The sequence below is a fragment of the Salinispora oceanensis genome (assembly GCF_000383575.1).
Classification (GTDB): Bacteria; Actinomycetota; Actinomycetes; order Mycobacteriales; family Micromonosporaceae; genus Micromonospora; species Micromonospora oceanensis.
On record NZ_KB911579.1, the window covers coordinates 3932336 to 3952015 of the forward strand.

The 19680-nt window shown below is 67.3% G+C and carries 21 protein-coding genes and 1 pseudogene; 14 read left to right on the top strand and 8 right to left on the bottom strand.

Features of this window, described 5'->3' with window-relative positions:
* Positions 1 to 37 precede the first annotated feature (37 nt).
* The 9 genes from SALPAC4_RS0118185 (at position 38) to SALPAC4_RS0118225 (ending at position 8675) form a co-directional block, all read left to right on the top strand.
* Positions 38 to 547, top strand: a complete 510-nt coding sequence (locus SALPAC4_RS0118185) for a relaxase/mobilization nuclease domain-containing protein (protein ID WP_223874782.1) — start codon at positions 38 to 40, stop codon at positions 545 to 547.
* A complete protein-coding gene (locus SALPAC4_RS25745; RefSeq protein WP_019871538.1) occupies positions 540 to 1304 on the top strand; it encodes a TnsA-like heteromeric transposase endonuclease subunit in 765 nt (254 codons plus the stop codon). Before SALPAC4_RS0118185 ends, SALPAC4_RS25745 begins: the two co-directional genes overlap by 8 nt.
* On the top strand, positions 1301 to 3304 hold the full coding sequence (locus SALPAC4_RS0118195) for a Mu transposase C-terminal domain-containing protein (RefSeq protein ID WP_019871539.1): 2004 nt from the start codon (positions 1301 to 1303) through the stop codon (positions 3302 to 3304). The genes SALPAC4_RS25745 and SALPAC4_RS0118195 overlap by 4 nt, the downstream gene beginning before the upstream one ends.
* Positions 3301 to 4371 carry a TniB family NTP-binding protein gene (locus SALPAC4_RS0118200; RefSeq protein WP_019871540.1) on the top strand — a complete coding sequence of 357 codons (1071 nt, stop codon included), beginning with the start codon at positions 3301 to 3303 and terminating at the stop codon, positions 4369 to 4371. The genes SALPAC4_RS0118195 and SALPAC4_RS0118200 overlap by 4 nt, the downstream gene beginning before the upstream one ends.
* A complete protein-coding gene (locus tag SALPAC4_RS25750; protein ID WP_019871541.1) occupies positions 4371 to 6362 on the top strand; it encodes an HAD-IA family hydrolase in 1992 nt (663 codons plus the stop codon). The genes SALPAC4_RS0118200 and SALPAC4_RS25750 overlap by 1 nt, the downstream gene beginning before the upstream one ends.
* A gap of 68 nt (positions 6363 to 6430) precedes the next feature.
* Positions 6431 to 6973 carry a GNAT family N-acetyltransferase gene (locus SALPAC4_RS25450; RefSeq protein WP_050564991.1) on the top strand — a complete coding sequence of 181 codons (543 nt, stop codon included), beginning with the start codon at positions 6431 to 6433 and terminating at the stop codon, positions 6971 to 6973.
* Positions 6974 to 7214: 241 nt separating this feature from the next.
* Complete coding sequence (locus SALPAC4_RS0118215) at positions 7215 to 7616, top strand: hypothetical protein (RefSeq protein ID WP_223874783.1); 402 nt, start codon at positions 7215 to 7217, stop codon at positions 7614 to 7616.
* 120 nt (positions 7617 to 7736) lie between these two features.
* Positions 7737 to 8111 (top strand): hypothetical protein, encoded by a 375-nt coding sequence (locus tag SALPAC4_RS0118220; RefSeq protein WP_019871544.1) that lies wholly within the window; start codon positions 7737 to 7739, stop codon positions 8109 to 8111.
* A gap of 51 nt (positions 8112 to 8162) precedes the next feature.
* Positions 8163 to 8675 carry a hypothetical protein gene (locus SALPAC4_RS0118225; RefSeq protein WP_019871545.1) on the top strand — a complete coding sequence of 171 codons (513 nt, stop codon included), beginning with the start codon at positions 8163 to 8165 and terminating at the stop codon, positions 8673 to 8675.
* A 312-nt stretch (positions 8676 to 8987) separates the two neighbouring features.
* Here the strand turns inward: SALPAC4_RS0118225 and SALPAC4_RS0118230 are convergent, their stop codons facing one another.
* A complete protein-coding gene (locus tag SALPAC4_RS0118230; protein ID WP_019871546.1) occupies positions 8988 to 9230 on the bottom strand; it encodes a hypothetical protein in 243 nt (80 codons plus the stop codon).
* A 138-nt stretch (positions 9231 to 9368) separates the two neighbouring features.
* On the opposite strand from SALPAC4_RS0118230, the gene SALPAC4_RS0118235 reads away from it, so the two are divergent.
* Complete coding sequence (locus SALPAC4_RS0118235) at positions 9369 to 9782, top strand: hypothetical protein (RefSeq protein WP_018253270.1); 414 nt, start codon at positions 9369 to 9371, stop codon at positions 9780 to 9782.
* Here the strand turns inward: SALPAC4_RS0118235 and SALPAC4_RS0118240 are convergent.
* Entirely contained in the window at positions 9759 to 10244 is a 486-nt protein-coding gene (locus SALPAC4_RS0118240) for a hypothetical protein (RefSeq protein WP_019871547.1), read from the bottom strand. The two genes, SALPAC4_RS0118235 and SALPAC4_RS0118240, sit on opposite strands and share 24 nt — an antisense overlap.
* 352 nt (positions 10245 to 10596) lie before the next feature.
* Between SALPAC4_RS0118240 and SALPAC4_RS0118245 the strand changes: the two genes are divergently transcribed.
* Positions 10597 to 10989, top strand: a complete 393-nt coding sequence (locus SALPAC4_RS0118245; RefSeq protein ID WP_019871548.1) for a hypothetical protein — start codon at positions 10597 to 10599, stop codon at positions 10987 to 10989.
* Here the strand turns inward: SALPAC4_RS0118245 and SALPAC4_RS0118250 are convergent.
* Complete coding sequence (locus SALPAC4_RS0118250) at positions 10970 to 11998, bottom strand: CehA/McbA family metallohydrolase (protein ID WP_223874784.1); 1029 nt, start codon at positions 11996 to 11998, stop codon at positions 10970 to 10972. The genes SALPAC4_RS0118245 and SALPAC4_RS0118250 overlap by 20 nt on opposite strands.
* Before the next feature lie 642 nt (positions 11999 to 12640).
* Between SALPAC4_RS0118250 and SALPAC4_RS0118255 the strand changes: the two genes are divergently transcribed.
* Both SALPAC4_RS0118255 and SALPAC4_RS0118260 read left to right on the top strand, forming a co-directional pair.
* A complete protein-coding gene (locus SALPAC4_RS0118255) occupies positions 12641 to 13630 on the top strand; it encodes a phosphotransferase (RefSeq protein WP_019871550.1) in 990 nt (329 codons plus the stop codon).
* A 356-nt stretch (positions 13631 to 13986) separates the two neighbouring features.
* Positions 13987 to 14220 carry a hypothetical protein gene (locus SALPAC4_RS0118260; RefSeq protein WP_019871551.1) on the top strand — a complete coding sequence of 78 codons (234 nt, stop codon included), beginning with the start codon at positions 13987 to 13989 and terminating at the stop codon, positions 14218 to 14220.
* A gap of 63 nt (positions 14221 to 14283) precedes the next feature.
* On the opposite strand, the gene SALPAC4_RS25455 is transcribed toward SALPAC4_RS0118260, so the two are convergent.
* The 5 genes and pseudogenes from SALPAC4_RS25455 to SALPAC4_RS0118280 all read right to left on the bottom strand — a co-directional run bounded on the left by SALPAC4_RS25455 (position 14284) and on the right by SALPAC4_RS0118280 (position 18787).
* Positions 14284 to 15900: a discoidin domain-containing protein gene (locus tag SALPAC4_RS25455; RefSeq protein ID WP_050565034.1), complete on the bottom strand. Its 1617-nt coding sequence runs from the start codon at positions 15898 to 15900 to the stop codon at positions 14284 to 14286.
* Between the two features lie 517 nt (positions 15901 to 16417).
* Positions 16418 to 16716, bottom strand: a pseudogene (locus SALPAC4_RS29000) (hypothetical protein); the annotation flags it as partial.
* Complete coding sequence (locus tag SALPAC4_RS0118270) at positions 16716 to 16934, bottom strand: hypothetical protein (RefSeq protein WP_019871553.1); 219 nt, start codon at positions 16932 to 16934, stop codon at positions 16716 to 16718. The pseudogene SALPAC4_RS29000 and the gene SALPAC4_RS0118270, both read right to left, overlap by 1 nt.
* Positions 16931 to 17500: an NADAR family protein gene (locus SALPAC4_RS0118275; RefSeq protein ID WP_019871554.1), complete on the bottom strand. Its 570-nt coding sequence runs from the start codon at positions 17498 to 17500 to the stop codon at positions 16931 to 16933. Before SALPAC4_RS0118275 ends, SALPAC4_RS0118270 begins: the two co-directional genes overlap by 4 nt.
* A 396-nt stretch (positions 17501 to 17896) precedes the next feature.
* Entirely contained in the window at positions 17897 to 18787 is an 891-nt protein-coding gene (locus SALPAC4_RS0118280; RefSeq protein ID WP_018739685.1) for a polysaccharide deacetylase family protein, read from the bottom strand.
* A 254-nt stretch (positions 18788 to 19041) separates the two neighbouring features.
* Between SALPAC4_RS0118280 and SALPAC4_RS0118285 the strand changes: the two genes are divergently transcribed.
* On the top strand, positions 19042 to 19617 hold the full coding sequence (locus SALPAC4_RS0118285) for a hypothetical protein (RefSeq protein WP_019871556.1): 576 nt from the start codon (positions 19042 to 19044) through the stop codon (positions 19615 to 19617).
* Positions 19618 to 19680 lie beyond the last annotated feature (63 nt).

A 19680-nucleotide genomic window follows, 5' to 3' on the forward strand; every position in this document is an offset into this window, starting at 1 on the left:
CCCGCGGGTCCGGCCGCGTAGCGCGGACGTGCGTGAGGTGCTGCGGTACTTGCTGGGGCCGGGTGAGTACGGCGAGCACCGGGATCAACGTTTGGTTGCTGCGTGGGCGGCGGCTGCGGTTGGCGGGGTCGCCGGTTTGCCGTCGGCGTCGTCCCCCGGCGCGGTGGGCCGGCTGGCCGGGCTGCTGGAACAGCCGGTGGCCGCCGGGGTCAACCCGCCGGGCAAGCCGGTGTGGCACTGCTCGGTGCACAACCACCCGGAGGATCCGGTGCTGTCCGACGGGCAGTGGGCGCAAGTCGCTGCGGCGTTTCTCGACGGGGTTGGGTCGGCCCCGGCCGGGGATCTGGCTGCGGTGCGGTGGGTGGCGGTGCGTCACGGCGACGACCACGTTCACCTGGTCGCCACGCTGGTACGCCAGGACGGGCGCACCGTCTGGCCGCGCAACGATTACCGCCGTTGCCAGAGCGTGGCCCGGGAATTCGAGGAACGCCTCGGGCTGCGTCCGGGTATCCGGACGCCGGCAGCGGCTGGGGGCGGGCATGGCTGAGGCGACGCTACGGCCGGTGCCGGGTGGTGTGAGGGGTGTTCCGCTGGGCGGGTTCGAGGTTGGCTACGTCGGCCTCGACGGCGTCGACCACCGTATCCAGTTGGCCGACGCCTGGTCGGTACGGTTCGAGCGGTGCCGCCCGGCTCGGCGGTTTCCCCAGTACAAGGGGCAGAAGCACTTCCCTGGCCGGTGGTGGACGGCGACGATGGGCCATCACGTCGGCTACGAGTCGTGGCTGGAACGCGATCACCTGATGCTGCTGGACTTCGACCCGGCCGTGGTCGCCGTGGCCTCCCAGCCGTTCTGGCTGTTCTGGGCCAACGAGCAGGGCACGGTCCGCTCGCACGCCCCGGACTACTTCGCGCGGCTGGCCGACGGCGGTGCCCGCGTGGTCGACTGCCGCCCGGTCGAGCGGATCAAACCGAAGGACGCCGTGAAGTTCGTCCGGACTCGGACGGCCTGCGAGCAACTCGGCTGGGACTACCGGGTGGTCGGCGCCCCGGATGCGATCCTCGTCCGCAACGTGCGCTGGCTGGCCGGCTACCGGCATCCGCGTCACGACCTGCCGGCGGTGGCGGCCGCGCTGCGGCAGGTGTTCGCCGAGCCTGGTGCGTTGCTGGCCGGCGCCGAGGCGGCCGGTGATCCGATCGCGGTGCTGCCGGTGCTGTTCCACCTGCTCTGGCGCTATGAGCTGCACACAGACCTGTCCACGCCGCTGCATCCGGACGCCGTCGTCACTGCGGCGGTGGCCGGGTGACGCCGCGGCCGGTGCTGCGCCCGGGTGACTGGGTGCACTTCGACGGCGGTGAGCACCAGGTGGTGGGACTGGCCGGAGCGTCGGTGCGGCTGCGCTCGGAGGCCGGCGGCGCCGACCAGGTGGTGCTGGCCGGGCACCTGATGACGTCGCCCGACTTCGCGGTCGTCGACGGGCTCCCGGCACCGCAGGTGGAGCCAGTCGGGCTGCTCGACGCGTTGCCCGAGGACGTGCTCGCCGCGGCCAAGCAGTGGGAGCGCCACATCGTGGAGGTCGAGACCGGGCTACCGCCGCACGCGCTGGTCGATGCGACGCCGAGAGCCGAGTACGACCCGGCGAAGCACAGCCTGGCCGAACGGCAGCGGGCCAAGGGCGCGGAGCTGGGCGTCAGCTGGCGCACGGTCGAAAACCGGCGGTTGCGCTACGCCGCCCAAGGGCTGTGGGGGCTGGTCGACCAGCGGGCGGTGCGGACCTGGGAGGTCACCGGCCGGGCCGACGCGCGGCTGGTCGAAGTTGTCCGGGAGGTCATCGCGGCGCAGGCCGACGCCTCGACCGGCACCCGATCCCGTCTGATCCGCCAGGTGGTCAAGCGGGTCGAGGAGATCCACGGGCCTGGGGTGGTGCCGCTGCCCGGTCGCAGTGCCTTCTACGAGCTGGTCGACCGGCTCGCCGCCGGCAAGCACACCTTTGGCTCAGCGGTCACCCGCCGGCAGATGGCCAACCGGCCCACCGGCTTGTTCACTCCGACGTTCGCCTCCCGCCCCGGTGAGCAGGTGCAGATCGACTCCACCCCGATCGACGTCATGGTGGTTCTCGACGACGGCCTGCCGGTCCGGGCCGACCTGACCATCGCCGTTGACGTCGCCACCCGCACGATCTGCGCCGCGGTGTTGCGCCCGGTCGGCACCAAGGCCATCGACGCGGCGCTGCTGCTGGCCAAGATGCTGGTCCCGGAGCCGATGCGGCCCGGCTGGGCAAACGCGCTGCGACTGTCGGCGTCGCGGATGCCGCATGCCCGGCTGGTCGACATCGACACCCGCATGCGGGAGGCGGCGGCCAGGCCGGTCATCGTTCCGGACCAGATCGTCATCGACCACGGCCGGGTGTTCGTCTCGGAGACCTTCGAGCGGGCCTGCGACCGGCTCGGCATCTCCGTCCAACCTGCCCGCAAGGGCACCCCGACCGACAAGGGCGTGGTCGAGGCCACGAACGCCGCTGTCAAGACCCTGTTCGCGCAGCACGTCGCCGGCTACACCGGCGGCAACCCGATGATGCGCGGCCGTGACGTCACCGGGGAGTGGACCATCGGCGAGTTGCAGGATCTGCTCGACGAATGGCTCATCGTCGGCTGGCAGCACCGTCCCCACGAGGCGCTGCGTGACCCGCATCAGCCTCGGCGGGTGCTCACCCCGAACGAGAAGTACACCGTGCTGGTCGCCGTCGCCGGTTACCTCCCGCTGACCCTGACCGGCGAGAACTACCTGGAGTTGCTGCCGGTCAAATGGCGGCGGATCACCGACGAGGGCATCCAGATCGACAACCGCACCTACAACATCGCCGCTCTCGGCCCCTACCGGCACCAGCGGTCCGGAATGGTTGCCCAGCGGGACCGGTGGGAGGTGCACTACGACCCCTACGACGTCTCCCAGGTCCACCTGCGCACCCCGGACGGCTGGATCACTGTCCCCTGGACGCACCTGCCGATGGTGTCCGTGCCGTTCGCCGACTTCACCTGGCGGCATGCCCGTCGCCTGGCCGGACGGGGAGCCACCGAGGCCGAGATCGCCCGGGTTCTCGACGACCTGCTCACCCGCGCCGAGCACGGACCCGACAGGGCCGGTGCTCGTGTTACTGCCCGCACCCGCGCCGGACAAGCCACCCACCGCCCTGCGCTGCCTGCGCCTGTCCCGCCTCCCGCCGTCGACGAGGTCACCGCGCCGGATGCCGAGGTCATCCCGTTCGGGATCTTCGATGCCGACGCCGAAGCGGAAAGGTGGATATGAACGCCGCCGACGACGATGCGATCACGCCGGAGGAACCGCCGACCACCAAGGAAGGCTGGCGCCGCTTCGTGGACTACCAGCCCGAACCGCCGGCCGCGCTCAGCGCCGAGCAACTCCTCGCGCTGACCCGGTCGCAGCGGGCCGTGCACGACGAAGCCCGCCGCGAATACCACGCCGAACTGCCGCTGGTGAACACTCCGACCATCCGGCAGATGCTCAGCACCGGCCGTCTGCTGGTCCAGCTCAACCGGCGGCAAGTCTCCGCCCGGCGCGGCCTGATCCTGTCCGGCGCCTCCGGCACCGGCAAGACCACCGCGCTCACCCAACTCGGCCGCACCCACGAACGCGCCGTACGCCGCCGGCACCCCGACAGCCGGCACCGACTCCCGGTCGCCTACGTCACCGTCCCGCCGGCCGCCACCGCCAAAATGCTCGCCGTCGAGTTCGCTCGCTTCTACGGCCTCGAGTTCTCCGCCCGGGCCAACATGCCCGACATCGTCAACGCGGTCTGCGCCACCGCCGCCAACACCGGCATCGAACTGGTCCTGGTCGACGAGATCCACAACCTCAACCTGGCTACCCGCGCCGGCGCGGAGGTGTCTGACCAGCTCAAGTACTTCGCCGAAAGGCTGCCGGCCACGTTCGTCTACGCCGGCATCGACGTCGAAGCCGAAGGACTGTTCGCCGGCGTCCGCGGACGTCAGATCGCCGGCCGGTTCACTCTCATCGCGTCCGCCCCGTTCGCCTACGGCGCCACCGAGCAGCGCACCGCCTGGCGGTCACTGATCGCCACTCTCGAAGCCATGCTGCGGCTGCACCACCACACCCCCGGAACACTCGTCGGCCTCGATGAATACCTCTACCGCCGCACCTCCGGGATGATCGGCAGCCTCTCCCAACTCATCCGCGGCGCCGCGATCCTGGCCGTCGAGGACGGCAGCGAACAGATCACCCGCGACCTGCTCGACCTCGTCCCGGTCGACTTCGCCGCCGAGAAAGCCACCCGAACATCCCCGCCACGCCCACGCACCCGCAGGTCCGCCGAGACCGCCGCCGCGAGCGCCTGATGACCTCACGCCTGCCCATCGCGGTCGCGCCCGCCCACCACGAAACGGCCGCCTCCTACGTCACCAGGCTCGCCCACCTGCACGGCATCCCGTTTCCCGAACTCTGGCAACAGGTCAGCCGGCCCCGCGCCGCAAGCGGCGCCGCGCGGTTCATCGCCGCTGACCGGCTCGCCGCCGTCACCGGCATCCCCGAAACTCGCCTGGCCCGCGCCGTCATCGAGATCCGCCAACCCGAACCCGACTGGCAAGCCTTCCGCCACGAACCTCAAGCCGGATGCCCCCGCTGCACCGCCCGGCACCCCGGCGGCCCAGTCCGGCAACTGTTCCCACACCACCGCTACGTCTGCACCCGGCACCGCATCTGGATCGGCCCGCCGGACATCATCGACCAGCCCTATCCCGCCCTCGACGAACTTCCCGAGGTCGTCGCCGCGCAACGCGTGCACCTGCGACTCCTGCGCCGCCTCGGACCGGCCGCCACCTACGACGCCGTCCTCACCAGCTTCCTCATCTGCGGCCACCGCTGGGACCAAGACGCCCACCACCCCGACGACGCCCGCCTCGACTGGGACGAACGCGCCGCCGAGCTCATCCCGCACGGCACCGAGGACACCACCTTCAGCACCTCCCGACTGTTCGCCGCGACCTACCCCGAAGCCGTCAAGATCGCCGCGCTCGTCGGCTCTCTGCACTGGCGCCGCCTCGCCGCGAGCGACCCGCTCGGGCAACACCGCTTCGCCGCCGAGATCGGCCGCCGACTCGGCCAACCCGACTACCGGCCAAAAGTCGCCAAGGACCCGATCGCCCACTGGATCGACGACGACTGCTGGCGACCACCCAGCCTGCCCCGAACCACCTACCGCACCCAACGCGGCTTCGGCGGCCACACCATCCCCAAGGCCAACCAGCACAGCATCGACCGGCACCGACGCAGCGCCCGCTGGTTCGCCCGCAACCGCCGCGGCGGACGCGGCATCCTCTACCACCGCCACGTCGGGCCCGTCCTCGCCCGCGACTGGTCACGCCGCATGGAACTGTTCATCGGCACCGTCGCAGCCAGCGCCGAAGCAACCACCTTCCCCGACCCCGACACCCCGGCCACCAACGGCGGTGACACCACCGCGCCCGTCATCGCCGACTACAAGAGACCAACCGCAGTGCAGTCCGACTACCTCGATACCGCTGTCAACCCCGCACCCTGGCCGACCCGCGACTCGCCACCAGAACCACGCGGAGGACGACCGCTGCTTGGACACGAACGCAAGGTCTTCCTCATCGCACTGGGGCGCTCACCGCGGCGTCCAACCGCCGCATACGATCGCGACATGCAGCGGCTGGCGCTCTTCGATCTGGACAACACGCTCGTCAACCGCAGCGCGGCCTTCCGCGCATGGGCTCAGGAGTTCGTCACCACCCACTGCCTCGACGCCGCCGCGTTGACCTGGCTCCTGGAGACCGATGCCCGAACCTCCGGCACGAAAGGCCCCTTTTTCCACGCCGTCCGCGAGGCTTTTCGCCTCGATCAAACCGCCGACGAGCTCTGGCAGCAATACCGCCAGCGCATGCCCGAACTGGTCACCTGCCGGCCGCAAGATCTTGAAGCGCTACGCCTGCTGCGGGCGGCCGGCTGGCGGATCGGGATCGTCACCAACGGCATGACCGACAACCAACACGGCAAGATCCACCGCGCTGGCCTCCACACGCTGGTCGACGGCTGGTGCATCTCCGACGAAGTAGGCATCCGCAAACCCGAACCGGCGATCTTCAGCATCATCGCGCAGCGCTGCGGCACATCCATAACACGCGGCGGATGGATGATCGGCGACGACCCGATCCTCGACGTCGCCGGCGGACGCCGCGCCGGATTGGGCACCATCTGGCTGCAACGCGAGTCGACGTTGTGGCCGCAGGACCAACCAGCACCCGACAACACCATCGCGACTGTTGTGGATGCCGTCGAAATCCTCCTTCACGCATCGCAACCGGCATGACCGGCCAACCCCTTTCCGATCACGACACATGCGGCGGACATCCGCCCCGCGGCAGCGAATATGCCCCGATGTCACGGCCAACCATCAGGATCCGGCGAGTCACCGATTTGGACCAGTGCGTCCAAGTTCTTCAAGCGGTACACGAAACCGATGCATACCCCCTGAACTGGCCAACAGACCCGCGCAACTGGCTCAACCCACCACGGCTGCTCCAAGCATGGATCGCCGAAGAGGCTCAGGGCCGCGTCAACGGTCACGTCGCGGTCCAACGCCCACACAGCGAAACGCCTGCCCGCCACGTCGAACTTTCCCGGCTCTTCGTCGCCCCGGCCGCCCGCCGCCGTTCGCTCGCCAGCGCACTCATCGACCACGTCCGGACCTGGGCCGCCGAGCATGGATACGACCTCACCCTGAACGTCACGGACGAACACCGCTCGGCGGCTGTCGCCTTCTACGAAGCCACCGGCTGGCGGCACACCCACACCACGGACGCCGACTGGACCACCCCCGACGGCAAGCCCGTCAAGCTGCGCCACTACATCCTCACCAGCAGAATGTCCGACACAGACGGAGCCCCACAAAGATTGCCGAGCACCAAAACCACAAAGTAGCCCCGGACACTCTCGCCCGACACCGTCCAGACCTACTTTGCGGGTCGCTGGTCGGCGCTTTGATCATCCACAGCCTGGAACTGGACGCGACAGCATGGTTGTCGTGTCCGCGTGAACCCTGCGAGTGTCCGGGAAAGTCTGCGAGTGATCTTGCGAGCCGTTCGGAACAGTTGCGAGTCACCCGTACGCGCCGAGTTTGGTCGCCGGGAAACGGCGTCGATGGAGAGCAGGATGCCGTGGTGTGAGCGTCGATACTTCGATGGGCTCCAGGACGGTGGTGCCGGTGGCCCGGAACCGGGCGCGGATGGCGTCCGGGAGGCTGAACTGCCTTAACGTCCGGCTGGCGGACGAGGAGATGCGTGAAGTCTCTGCGGCGGCTCGCCGGGCGGGTTTGACTCCGACCGGGTACGCGGGGGAGGTAGCGGTCGCGGCGGCGCGGGCGGATGCCGAGGGCAGCGCCGTCGGAGCAACGCGGGCCGAGTTGGCACGGGTGCAGCGGGAGGTGTTCGCCGCTCGCGCTGCTCTGGTCAGCGCGGCGCGGCCGATCGCAGGCGGCTCCGAGGGGTCGCTGCGGGAGGCGGTCGAGCGTCTTGACGGGGTCGCTGAGCGGCTGCATGGCCTGCTGAAACAGGTCTCGGCGTGATTCCGCGGGTGCGACCGCGCAGCGCGAGTGTCCGCGAGGTGTTGCGCTACTTGTTCGGATCCGGCGCCGACTGCTGACCGAGCATCGGCGCCGGACGACCGGATCGCTACCTTCGTCGGCATGCCGCTTCGTGATCAGCCAGCCCAAGAGCCCTTCGAGAGCAGAGACCTCGAACTCGGCGCAGCCCTTGGCGCATGGAGCGAGGCCCAGACGCTCTTTCAGCTTGAACTTCTCGGGCCGCTGGACGCTCCAGGCATGGATCCGACCTGGCTACTTCGTGTCGTGGGGCATGTCCTCCAAGCCGAGCTGGTTCTCTTTTACGGGCCGCACGTCGATGTCTCGGCGTTCCGATCCACCCGGCCCGAGGATGGTCTTTATGTCGGCGGTGAGACTGACATCACGCCCAGCAGGCTCACCGAGATGCTCGACGAGCTTGCCGTAGTGGAGGAAGGCGACGCGATGCCGAACTGGCTACGTCCCGCGCCGGACTACTGACTCGCCTGGCGCCAGGCGGCACCCGGCGGGTCGCGATGGCAGAATGATCATGTGTTTGACTTCGGCATCGCCGGCTACCGACCGTACTGGCTGCATGGCCTGAAGACGGTCAGTGCCGCCCACGGTCGTCGCCTTGCTGGTCTTGCCGGCCGAACCTTGCGCCACGTCTGGCTGGTCTGGGACCTCGGCGCCGACGAATGGTTCGCCGACTGCCCTGTCCTGCTTGACTTTGGAAGTGAGCAGGTCGAGATTAACCATCAGAAGACCGACGACCTGTCGATCACCTTCAACAACATCGGCCCGCATCAGCCCCTCACCTGGCCGACCTCCGACGACTTCCAACTTGCCTGGCGGCCGGAACCGATCGCGCAGCTCGAAGAACTCCGCGGACAAGAGCTGCGCCACGCCAGCCTTCTCGAATGGGCCGGCGGCACCATGGCCGACGGCAGCGTCGCCCTCGGTTTCGCTTTCCCAGCAGGACACCTGACGATCTACAACGCGCTCGACGAGAACGGCTTCCTCTTCAGCGCACCAGGCCGGGACTGGCGCGAGCACGTCCTCTGAACGGCGAGAAGGCCGAGTCAGGGGACCTACCTTCGCGGTGCATGGTCGCCTCAGGTCAGATTTTCGCAAGATGGGCCCGGACGCTTCGGCACGATGTCGTCTGGACCTACCTTGCGAGTTGCTGGTCAGCGCCTCGGTCACCCGCAATCTTCCGGCGGACCCGACACATGGTGTCCAAGCAAACGTTGCGGAGTCCAGACCTACTTTGCGGAGGTCGTTGCGGTGTCCAGAGACAGGCTGCGGGGGTCGTTTCGGCATCCGAGGCGCAGCCCGCTCAGGCGTCGCCCATTACGGGCTGCCCTGGCATCGACCTCACTGACGGGTATCGAACGCCTCAACCGCCCGCTGAATAGCTCGACCAAGGTCAGCACCATCGAGCCGAATCGGTCCGGCCTCGTCACCAACGCCCGAGATCACCACAGTGAATATCGTCGGGTTGACGCCGTCGGTCCGCTCTCCGTCAACCTTGATCAGCATCGACGCGCCGATCGCCGCCACTGCGCTCAGCAACGAGTCCAGCTCCTCCAGCGCCAACTGAACTCCATCGAGATCCACGCCTGCTCGTCAGGCCGGCACAGACCCATGCCACTCATTCACCTGATCATCCAAGCACGCGATCACGACGCCTGGACCGATCACGAGCTCCGCCGGACAGCTTGATCAGCTTTTGCTGGCCCATGGAAGACTCGTCGGATGTCCTCAACCGTTCCGCGCACCGTCAAGGCGATCGAAACCACCGAGCTACTACGCCTGGACGACGAGGCGCGGGCACGCGGTTTCAACCGTCACCACGAAGCCGGATGGTTGGCCACGAACGCGGCACCGTCAGCGATCCACTATCTGCACCCGGTGGTCGTTCACAAGGCCGGACGGCGGCCTGAGTTCACGCCTCACTGGCGTTGCGCCCTGCTCTTGAAACTTCATGGTGATCAAGAAGTCTTTTCCCTGCTGGATGTCTGGCCACCGTCGTTCGAGCAGTTGCCGGAAACCCTGGACGCAGAAGCGAAGTCGGCTATCTCGCACCGGCTGCTGGAGGGGAACCTGCCAACCCAGGCGCAGTGGGTCGCCTCCCACCCGCCTCCGTCAGATCCGCTTGGGGTCCGCTAGCAGAACCACCCGGTCGAGATCCGGTTTGAAGCCGAGCACCGGATGGTTTCGGTCACCCTCAGCGTCCAGGAATACCGCCTTGCCGAGCGCACGACCGATGGCGCACATGACCTCGCACAGCACGTCCACGCCCTGCTGGCCTTGAAGCTCGCGGAGGTCAACATCGAAGTCGATCTCCTCGGAGGACATTGGCCAGAAGATCACCAGAACGGAAGGGATGGGCCAGACACGGAGATCAACGGTCTCCGCGTCAGCCGGCCGTGACAGCACCTCGGCCGCTGACGGCAGCGGCCCCGGAACGCCGCCTTCCAAGTACTCCCATCGCCATCCGGTCGACCGGACCAGGTCGAACAAGATCTGCCAGTCCGCCACGGAGGCGCCCGGCACGGACAGGTCCGGCAGCGCACCCATCAGTTGGGGATCGAAGAAGTTCTTGACCTCGTCCCAAACAAGATCCGACATCCCATCAGGCTGCCTTCCAGCCCCCTCAAGCGCAGCCGGATTACCGGGCAGACCGTCCGGCACCGACTTCAACAGAGCAGCCGATCAAGCGCCTCCTTGCCGAAATCCGCAACTTATGTCTGGACAGAAGACGCCGGGCATGTCCAGACACAAGTTGCGTGCTGCTGCTCAGCGCCCCTGTGGTCCGCAGTCTTGAGTTGGACCGGACACATGTGTCCGGTCCGCTCGAAGTTGGCCAGTCCGCTTGAGCATGGCCAACGACGTGGCCACGTCCGGCTGAAGGTGGCCAGCCGGTACGGTGCTGGGGTGCTGCGCGCGGTGCAGGGCCTGGGTGGTCCGCTGACGGCTGAGTTTGAGGTCGGCTTCGTCGGCGCCGAGGGAGCGGAGGCCCGCGCAAGGGCTGTGGGGACTGGTCGACCAGCGGGCCACCAAGACCAACGACATCGCCGGGCGGGCGGACCCGCGCCTGGTTGCGGCGATCCGCGCGGAGCTGGACGCGCAGACGCATGCCTCGACCGGCACCCGAGAGCGGTTGATGCGCCGGGTCGTCGCCGCACTGACCGCCGAACACGGTGAGGGCGCGGTGCCGGTTCCCGGTCGCAGCGCCTTCTACGAGCTGATCGCTGCGCTGTCGGTTGGTCGGCATTCGTTCGGCTCGGCGACCACGCGCCGGTCGCTGGCGAACCGGCCGGGCGCTCCGTTGGACTGTCGGAGAACGCAGCGCCTCAGAGACCGGCCAAAATGACGGGGTTGGTGAGCGCCGCCATGTGCCCTCCGAGGTGGCGTAGCTCGACGCGGACGAACGCCGATTCTGCCTCGCTGGTGCGCCATTCCACGGCACCGGATCCGTCGCTCGGCAAGGATTCGCGGTGCACCGTGCCTCGATCGGTGTGGAAGCTGACGATGCCGGATGGCACGCCGCTTACGTCCACCCGTACTACAACCGGCTCGTCGCAGGTCTTCAGCCGCTGACCGATCCCGGCGCTACGATCACCAGCAGCGGCGGTGAGCGACAGCTCAATGGCGGCTGATTCGGCGATCCAGCTCCGGCCGGCCCGGATGCCGGCGAGGACCGCCTCAGTGCTCAGCTCCTCGGCCAACACGACTGTGTGCGGTACACCGATCTGGCCCTCCAGATGCGCGTCGCTGTTGCCCAACGCTGGCCGCCATCGCCCACCTCGGATGTCGTCAGCCAGGCTGCGACCCCATTCGGCCAGTGCCGCCTCATTGTTAGCGTTCCAGGGCAGGTCCGAACTCCACAGCCCGTTCCACACCTCTACCACGTCAAACCCGTGGAACGGGTACATGAAAACGCCAGAGGGATACGGCGCGTGCGGGTGGGCCGCTACGCACAGCCCACCGGCTTGATGCACCTGGTCCACATGTCGGTCGATCGCATCGTCGCGAATGCCGTACCGCCAGTCGACCACCTGTCCCGGGTCGATGCCAAGCGCCAGCCAGTGCCCGGTCCAGGTGGTGACCTCCTGGCCGAGCATCACCAGCAGATCGTCACCGGCGAGTGGACCCCAGACGCCATGCGTGTCGGACGTGTTGTGCTCGGTGATGGCGATGAAGTCCAGTCTGGCCTTACGGGCACCGGCCGCGAGTTGCTCCGGCGTCAGCTCTCCACCATTCGAGCGCGCCGAATGCACATGGCAGTCACCTCGGTACCAGCCGCGCCCCCGACCGGTCACCCGCCCCGGTGGGAACCGCGACTGCGGAACCCGCTCCGCCATGTCGTCATCTGTAGTCATGCCCGGCAGGGTACTCACCACCCGCAGACAACGAGTCACAAAATCCGGCTGGATCGGCATCGCGGGGTCCAGCAATCGGCCAGCTAGCACCGGACGATCACAGTCCGCCTGTCCACGCCAACCTGTCCTGGCGCTGGCCACCACCTTGGCGGCTGGCCAGGTTTACGTGGACCGGACACATGGTGTTGCGTCCGCACCCCCGACGGCAGGCCCGTCAAGCTGCGTCATTACCTCCTCACCAGCAGAATGTCCGACCCAGACGGAACCCCACAAAGATCGCTGAGCACCAAACCACAAAGTAGCCCCGGACACTCTCGCCCGACACCGTCCAGACCTACTTCGCGGGTCGCTGGTCAGCGCTTTGATCAACCACGGTCTGGAACTGGACGTGACACATGATGTCCGGTCCGCGCGAACCTTGCGAGTGTCCGGAAAGCCTGTGCGTGATCTGGCGAGTCGTCCGGAGCTGGTTGCGAGTCAGCCGAACGCGCCGAGTTGGTCGCCGAGAACAAGCGGCCTCAGTGGAGAGCGAGTACCGACTACATGAGACTTACTGTGGTGCGGTCGACTACCTCGACGCCGGCTTCGCGGAACTGGCGTGGGGCGAGCGACATCCGCCGGTCCTGTGCTTGGATGCGGCGCATGATCGAATCGCAGGCGCCGATGTTGGAGATGCTGTGGGAGCGGTACGACCCTCGCCGCGCTCTCGACGAACGGTTCGGCCTCAGCGATCCAGAGTCGGCCAGCCGCTGGATTGCCGCGATGCTGGACAAGCACTGGGGTGTTCGCATCGACTCCTGCGAGCGGATCGTCATGAGCGGCGGCAACGCGCTAGCTTGGGTCGGCACGCCGTCTGGCCGCCTGCTCGCGAAATGGTCGGTAGCCCCCGACCGTTTTCCGCATCTGATGGAGACGGCGCGCCTCACGAACTGGCTCCATGGCCGAGGGCTGCCGGTCTCAGTGCCGGTCCCCGCACGAGACGGCTGCCTTCAGGTCGAGGTCGACCGTGTCTCGATGGGCTTGCAACGCGAGATCGTGGGCGACCTCCTCGACACCGCCGATCTCCACCAGGTGCGGGCGGCCGGAGTCACACTCGCCCGATTGCAGGACGCGCTGGCCGTATACCCGAACGCCGATCAGTTTCTCGCCCCCGCTGTCTCGTCCAAGCCGTTGACGGTCCGGGTCACCGACTGGCTCGACTCCCGCGCCGACCATCTGCCGATGGCTGCTCGTGACACGCTGCGTGGGCTGGTTGCCAGCGCGCCGCCCGACCGACTTCCCCGCCAGCTCCTCCATTTCGATATCCGGTCCGCCAACATCTTGTGGGCTCGTGGCGAGGTCGCCGCGATCCTCGACTTCGAGGAGGCCCAGCATGATCACCGAATCGTCGAACTGGCCCGCACGGCGGTCCTGCTCGGCACCCGCTACCACAGCTGGGGGCCGGTCTCAGCCGAAGCTCGCACCGGGTTCCTCGCCGGCTACCAGTCCGAGCGACCGCTGACCCCAGCCGAGGTCGACTGGTTGAATATCGTTCTGCTCTGGCAGGCCCTGGCGGTGGTGCCGCCCGGCGACGACCCAACCGGGTGGGGGCCATCGGCGCTGAGCCAGCTGAGCAAGGAAGCCGCAAGGTAGGTCCGGAAGATCGCACTTCGCACCGTCCGGACCTACCTTGCGATCCGCTGATCAGCGCCCTGATCATCCGTAACCTTGGAACGGACGCGACACTTGCGCCTTACGGCTCTGGCTGACGAATCACCGGGGTGGCAGGCGAGCAGTTGGCGAAGTTCGGTTCCAGTTGGCGAGTCGCGCTGGGCGATCGGCTGTCGGTGACCAAGAAAGACCGCCGCCAGCGCCGCCGCCAGCGCTCGTACTCGTCACCATCGAGATACGATTGATGCTCGTCACCGTCCCTCAGGCAGGCCCTGGCGGTCGCGCGGGGACTGCGCCTGCAGCACAGCAGGTTGATGGGCTTTCGTACCGTCGTCGACATGGAGATTTTCTTCGGGCTGTTCGCCGCCGCGGTCGTCCTCACCTTCCTCGTGCGTCGGCGTACTTCGACGGGCCGGCGCGGCTCGTCGGCGTACGCGTCGTCGGTGCCCAGCGCCACGGCAGGCGGCGACGGTGGCGCTTCCTGCGACAGCGGTTCGAGTGGGGGCGGATGGTTCTCCGGCGGGGACAGCGGTGGAGGTTCCTCCGGCGGGGACAGCGGCGGCAGTTGCTGACGGCGGACGGTGTGGCGCGGCCCATCTTCAGCAACGGCCAGATCAACGGTTCGGAGGTCCGGTTCACCGCACCTCAATCTCCCACAGGGAGTATCCGTAGCTGGTAGCACGTTGGACACCCACGACCCGAACGTGGCGAGCGAGTGCGGTGGCCGCACTGATCCGTACGGTTCCACCGGTCCCGTTGGTGGCATGGTGAAGGAGTGTCCAATATGTCCCATCAGTTGAGGTCTCGACCCGATAGCTGGTCGCATAGGCCGTCTCCCAGACCAGCTGAACCTCGGTGAGAGTCCAGACAGACCCAAGATCGACTGCTATCCATTGGGGGTCGCTGCCCGAGGCACTGGACCAGCGGGTCGTCCGATCACCATCGATCGCCGCCTGGGCCGCCCAGTGGCTCCCCTCCGTGCTGGAAGCGGTCACCGAACCACTGAGCGCGAGATTACGTCCGGTGGGATTCGGCTGACCTGTAGTGGTGGGACTCGGCTGACCTGTGATGGTGGGACTCGGTTGACCTGTAATGTCCGGCATCGCCGTCGGGAGGTTCGTCGCTGCAGGTGTTGGTGTTGACGCGGTGGGCCTCGGTGTTTGGCTGGGATCCCTGGACGCGGTCGCGGTCGCGCTTTGGGCTGGCGCGCCCTGTGCCGTCGGGGTCCCGGCGACGGGTGGCCGGCTCCCGAGGGTGACCGCCGGCTCCTGTGACACCACCGCAGCAGCGGTGGAAATCGTTGCCCAAGAGGTATCGCCACCCGCGCCCATGTCGCCGTTCAGCGCGAAGGCAATGCCGCCGCTGGCCGCGAGTGCGGCGACGGCCAGAGTCGTTCCCAGCGGCATTCGCCCACCACGACGGGCGGAGGTTGCAACGTCCAGCGAGTTCGCCCGCCTAAGTCGCGGCCCTTTCGTCGCCGCGCTGTCATGATCCCTGCTCCGGGGTCCACCGGGCCTGCCCGTGGTCGGAGCCGGCAGTCCCGTCGCAGTGGCGACGGTGCGTGCCCACCGGTGGCTCAGCCGGTCGGAGATCTGCGAGCACACCGTGGATCCCGGCCCGTAGGGCACGATGACCAGATTCCTCCGTACCGCACGTGGCAGCCTGTCCGCCACCGCCACCACCGCCTCCGGATCTGGTGCAGGGACCCGAGGCCGCCCCACCAGCAACATGGGACGGTCGACATCCACAGGAATAGTGAACGCAAGATCATTACAATCCGGAGCGGCCTGATCAGGCAGAGCGGGATACACCCACACGCCAGCCGGGATCACCGCCCGAACCAAGCCAGCTGACGGCCCCGCATCAGCTACCGCATCCAGCCCGGCCTCCCAACCAGGTGTCGGAAACCGACGACCCGCCGCCACATCCAGGCCACCGCCATCTGCCGTCGCCCGCACCCCGAAACGCCGCCAACCCGCTTCAGCGAACAACGTGCCACCACGGACCGCCACCACCCGCCCCACTGGCGCGACAACCTCTACCCGCAACCGCTGCGCCAACACCGTCGCCGGTATGAGACCCGACCCGTCCTCAACACCAGCCCCCGACACTGCAAGCCGTACCAACCCCACCGACGGCACAACCGTCGACAACGCTTCCGCCACCACCACCAACCAGTCAGCCAGGCCGCCGGCTCGCCCCAATACCGTCACCTCACCCGCCGCTACCGGCAGCGACCGAGCCACCGCCATCGCCTCATCCGCCAACTCACCAACCACCACCACGCTGTGAGAAAGCCACGACAGGGTCGTTGGCCCAGCAGTTGCCGACCGAGTCAGTTCGTCACCGAGGTCCACCATCCACCCTCCCTACGCGTCCGCCGACCGCACTCCGCGGCTACTAATTTGATCGTCGACGATTTCTACCGGTCCCGGTCAAGGGCTGGGACAAAGTCCTGCCCAATTCACCATTCGATCGTGATCGAGGGCGCCTGAGCAGGTTCGCCCAGAGGCCTGGTCGACTGGCAGGGTCGCGTAATCTAAGTGCCTTGTATTCGTGTTCTTGGCTCGTCCAGCAATCACGGTGAGTCACGCCGAGCATGGTGCTGGCAGCGAGATCTGCATCCACGATCATCGTCTGATGACGCGAGTTGTTCCAGTGCGGCGGGGCCTGATTCGTGTCACGCGTCGGCGGGCCAGGCGCGGCGTACGGCGTCGAGGGCGGTTTCCCGGTCAGTGCCAGCAGCCGTGCCTGCCGCAGGTAGGCGGGGCCGCGTGGAGTTAGCCGGCGGATCAGGTCGTCGAGGCAGGTGGTGAGGTCGTTGAGCGCGGAGAATTCGTAGTGGGTGCTGTCGACTGACCCTGTGGTCAGGTCGGCTGTTTCGAGTTCGGCCTCACCGCTGGTCCAGACGATCAACCAGCCGACGAGATCGCCGTTGGTGCAGTCGATCCAGGCTGCGGACTTGTTGTAGGTGGAGCCTCGGTGTAGCTGCCATTGGAGCCAATGTTGTGCAGTTGCGGGGCGCGGGCCTCCACGGTGGCGGCGAAGTCGTCAAGGTCCAGTTCCATCACGCTGGCGATGTTGGGGCGGTTACGGGTCTGTGCTGGTAGGGGACCTTGTCGCGGAGCATGGCGAACAGGACGTTAACGCGGTGTCGGCGTTGAGTTCCCAGGACGAACCATGGGTTGTAGCCCAGCACCGCGGCGGTCACCGGGTTGGCTGGGCGGGCGACGCGGTACTGTTCGGTGCCGAGACGTCCCTGATGTACCCGGACCTTGAGATTCATCCGGTGGCGAGCTGCATGCGTGCGTGCATCAGCGCGAACCCGAGAAGGTTGCGCCCGCGCCATCGGGCAGGATCGTGTGCGCGGGGGTCCGTGGCGGACAGGCCGATGCCCCAGACACGATCCACCGGGCTGGCTTCCACCAGTACCCGGTTGCCCGTGCGAGACAAGTACCGCCCGAGGTCAGGGTGCTGGCTGAACTTGGCCACATTGCCGGCGACGACCAGGTCGAAGCAGTGCGCATCCCAGGTGGCCTGGTCGAAGCCGCGGACCTGCCGGCCCAGAGCCTTGACCGCCCCCGGGTGCGGCGTCGTGAGTATCCGCGCGGCAATCGCTTCGTCGCTGAACAGGCGGGCCTTGCCGACCATCATGTAGTGCTCGGCCGTGACGTACCGAATCCCGTCGACGACGAATGGAGCCAGCCACCACTGGCTCAGGCACCCCGGTCCGATGCTGCCGTCCGATTGGGGCTGGTTCCCCCAAAACAACAGGTACTTGACCCGACCGCCCGCAGCGGCGCGCGCCCGCAACTCAGGCAGGCTCCGCGGCGGGGAGGCGGTCTCGGGCATGCCCGCAGGGTGCCAGATTCATGCGGTCACGCGCCATCAGGTTTGCCTGCCATGCGTGTCTCCAGGCTGCGTACCCGTTCCCGCAGTAGGAGCTACTGAGCCTCTTCCAAGCTGATCTTGCAGCTCAGGACGGGTGCGGTGGGCCCGGTGACCTCCCGCATATCGCATCAGATGCGAGATGCGAGATGCGAGATCATCACATCTGATGCGACCCGCTTGTCCGACATGCAGGTCAGGATGGTGGCTTTGCATCCCTCGCGGCAGGGGGTCTTCCAGCCCGGAACCAACGGCAACGCTGGTCAAGCAGCGGCACAAGCGACACCCGTTGCCCTGCGGTAACGGGCTCGGGGGTGTGCGCCGCGAGGAAGGAGGGTTCCAGGGCGCGGGCCGTCGCGCTCAGTTCTGATCACCGGGGCGTGGGTTACGGGCCGCGTATTCGGTGGCGATCTCGTCGAAGGTGGCCCACCGCGCACCCTCATGCTGGTTGATGTGTTCGATCAGCCGCTCGAGCATCAGCAGTACCTGCGGACGCCCCGACACGTCGGGGTGGATGGTGAAGGTGACGACGCCGTGGTCCAGCTCCCGGTGGACCCAGTCGAACTGGTCACGCCACAACTCCTCCAGGTGTCGTGGGTTGACCCAGCCATGACTGTTGGGGCTGGCCTTGATGAACATCATCGGTGGCAGGTCATCGAGGTACCAGTTCGCCGGAATCTCGATCAGATCGGTCTCCTCGCCGCGGACCAACGGCTTCATCCAGTCGCGCGCGCTCCCGGCGTAGTCGACCTTGGTCCAGGTGTCCCCCGCCCGAACCCGGTAGACGGTGAAGTCGTCGTGCATCAACGAGTGGTCGTACCGGATCCCCCGCTCGAGCAGCAGCTTGTGCGTGACGGGCGAGAACTCCCACCAAGGAGCGGCGTACCCGGTGGGGCGTCGCCTGGCTGCCGCCTCGATCAACTCGATACACCGGTCCAGGACCGCGGCCTCCTGGGTCGGACTCATGGCGAGCGGGTTCTCGTGGCTGTAGCCGTGGAGAGCCACCTCATGGCCGGCGTCCACGATCTGCTGAACCTGGTCGGGGAACGTCTCGATGGAGTGTCCAGGTATGAACCAGGTGCTCGGAAGGTCATACCTCCGGAACAGTTTGAGCAGACGCGGCACGCCGACCTCACCGGCAAACATGCCTCGGGAAATGTCGCCGGGCGAGTTCCCGCCACCGTACGACCCCAACCAGCCTGCAACCGCGTCCACATCCACGCCGAACGCGCACAGAGTTTCCTTCGACATCGCGGTCTTCCTCCACCGTGCGCCTCGAAGAACCGGCAGCCGAGGATATCGTCCTCGACTATTCGCCGCTTTGTATACCGAGCGGCGATTCTACTCAATATAACGATCAGCGCGGCATAACCGCTAGTGGCCTAGTCGACTGGCCGAGTCGTGTAATCCAACCGTCTGGTATTCCGATCAACGAGCCAAGGCTTGGTGACTCTTCGTGCTGGGCGGCGGGTGGCGAGGAGCCGGGGAGCTCGTCGAGGTTAGATGTGCCGGTGACGGTTCATGACGTGGCGCGTGCCCTGCCGGACATCCTGACGCTTCGCGAGCGGTGTCGAGCGCTCGCGAAGCTGAACCCGATCATGAGCCCTGAGTGGGAGTCGCGGTACTACTCGTTCAATACGCGCTGGGCGCCGGATGAGCAGATGGCCTCCATGAGGAACGGATCCGGCGACGAGTGGTCGATCGTCTTCGCGTCGGCTGGTGCGTTCGTCCGGGGTTTCGACCACGAGTCGCCGATGAGCCCGGCCAACAACGATGAGGAGCTGTGGCCCGGACTGGTTGATACCGTGGCGCGGATCTTCTCAAGCTATCTCGACGAGCCGGCGTTCAGTTACGAAGGCACGTTGGAAGCAACGGTGTGCCTGTGGCGTCAGCACGGCGACGACCGGTGGCACGCCGGAGAACTCGATCTTCCTGGCGGTGATGATCCGGATGGTGCTGACAAGCTGTTCCGCGTGCTCGTTGACGGCACTCCGGTGGCGTACCAGCGTTTCGCCGAGGACTACTACGGAAGAGCCGTGAACCTTGAGGCTGTCAGCGAGGGACCAGTTCGGTGGCGGTGAACACGCCGCGGGCGGCCATCATCTCCCGCAGCCGCCACCGGTAACTGACCTGCCGTTTCATGC

Bases quoted from the DNA above. Each gene is read 5' to 3' on its own strand.
- SALPAC4_RS25750 (WP_019871541.1), top strand. From the start codon at position 4,371: ATGACCTCACGCCTGCCCATCGCGGTCGCGCCCGCCCACCACGAAACG.
- SALPAC4_RS0118260 (WP_019871551.1), top strand. From the start codon at position 13,987: ATGGAGATTTTCTTCGGGCTGTTCGCCGCCGCGGTCGTCCTCACCTTC.
- SALPAC4_RS0118250 (WP_223874784.1), bottom strand. From the start codon at position 11,998: ATGACTACAGATGACGACATGGCGGAGCGGGTTCCGCAGTCGCGGTTC.
- SALPAC4_RS0118280 (WP_018739685.1), bottom strand. From the start codon at position 18,787: ATGTCGAAGGAAACTCTGTGCGCGTTCGGCGTGGATGTGGACGCGGTT.
- SALPAC4_RS0118275 (WP_019871554.1), bottom strand. From the start codon at position 17,500: ATGCCCGAGACCGCCTCCCCGCCGCGGAGCCTGCCTGAGTTGCGGGCG.
- SALPAC4_RS0118240 (WP_019871547.1), bottom strand. From the start codon at position 10,244: ATGTCGGATCTTGTTTGGGACGAGGTCAAGAACTTCTTCGATCCCCAA.
- SALPAC4_RS0118270 (WP_019871553.1), bottom strand. From the start codon at position 16,934: ATGAATCTCAAGGTCCGGGTACATCAGGGACGTCTCGGCACCGAACAG.
- SALPAC4_RS25745 (WP_019871538.1), top strand. From the start codon at position 540: ATGGCTGAGGCGACGCTACGGCCGGTGCCGGGTGGTGTGAGGGGTGTT.
- SALPAC4_RS0118220 (WP_019871544.1), top strand. From the start codon at position 7,737: ATGCCGCTTCGTGATCAGCCAGCCCAAGAGCCCTTCGAGAGCAGAGAC.
- SALPAC4_RS0118255 (WP_019871550.1), top strand. From the start codon at position 12,641: ATGATCGAATCGCAGGCGCCGATGTTGGAGATGCTGTGGGAGCGGTAC.
- SALPAC4_RS0118200 (WP_019871540.1), top strand. From the start codon at position 3,301: ATGAACGCCGCCGACGACGATGCGATCACGCCGGAGGAACCGCCGACC.
- SALPAC4_RS25450 (WP_050564991.1), top strand. From the start codon at position 6,431: ATGTCACGGCCAACCATCAGGATCCGGCGAGTCACCGATTTGGACCAG.
- SALPAC4_RS0118235 (WP_018253270.1), top strand. From the start codon at position 9,369: ATGTCCTCAACCGTTCCGCGCACCGTCAAGGCGATCGAAACCACCGAG.
- SALPAC4_RS25455 (WP_050565034.1), bottom strand. From the start codon at position 15,900: ATGGCGGTGGCTCGGTCGCTGCCGGTAGCGGCGGGTGAGGTGACGGTA.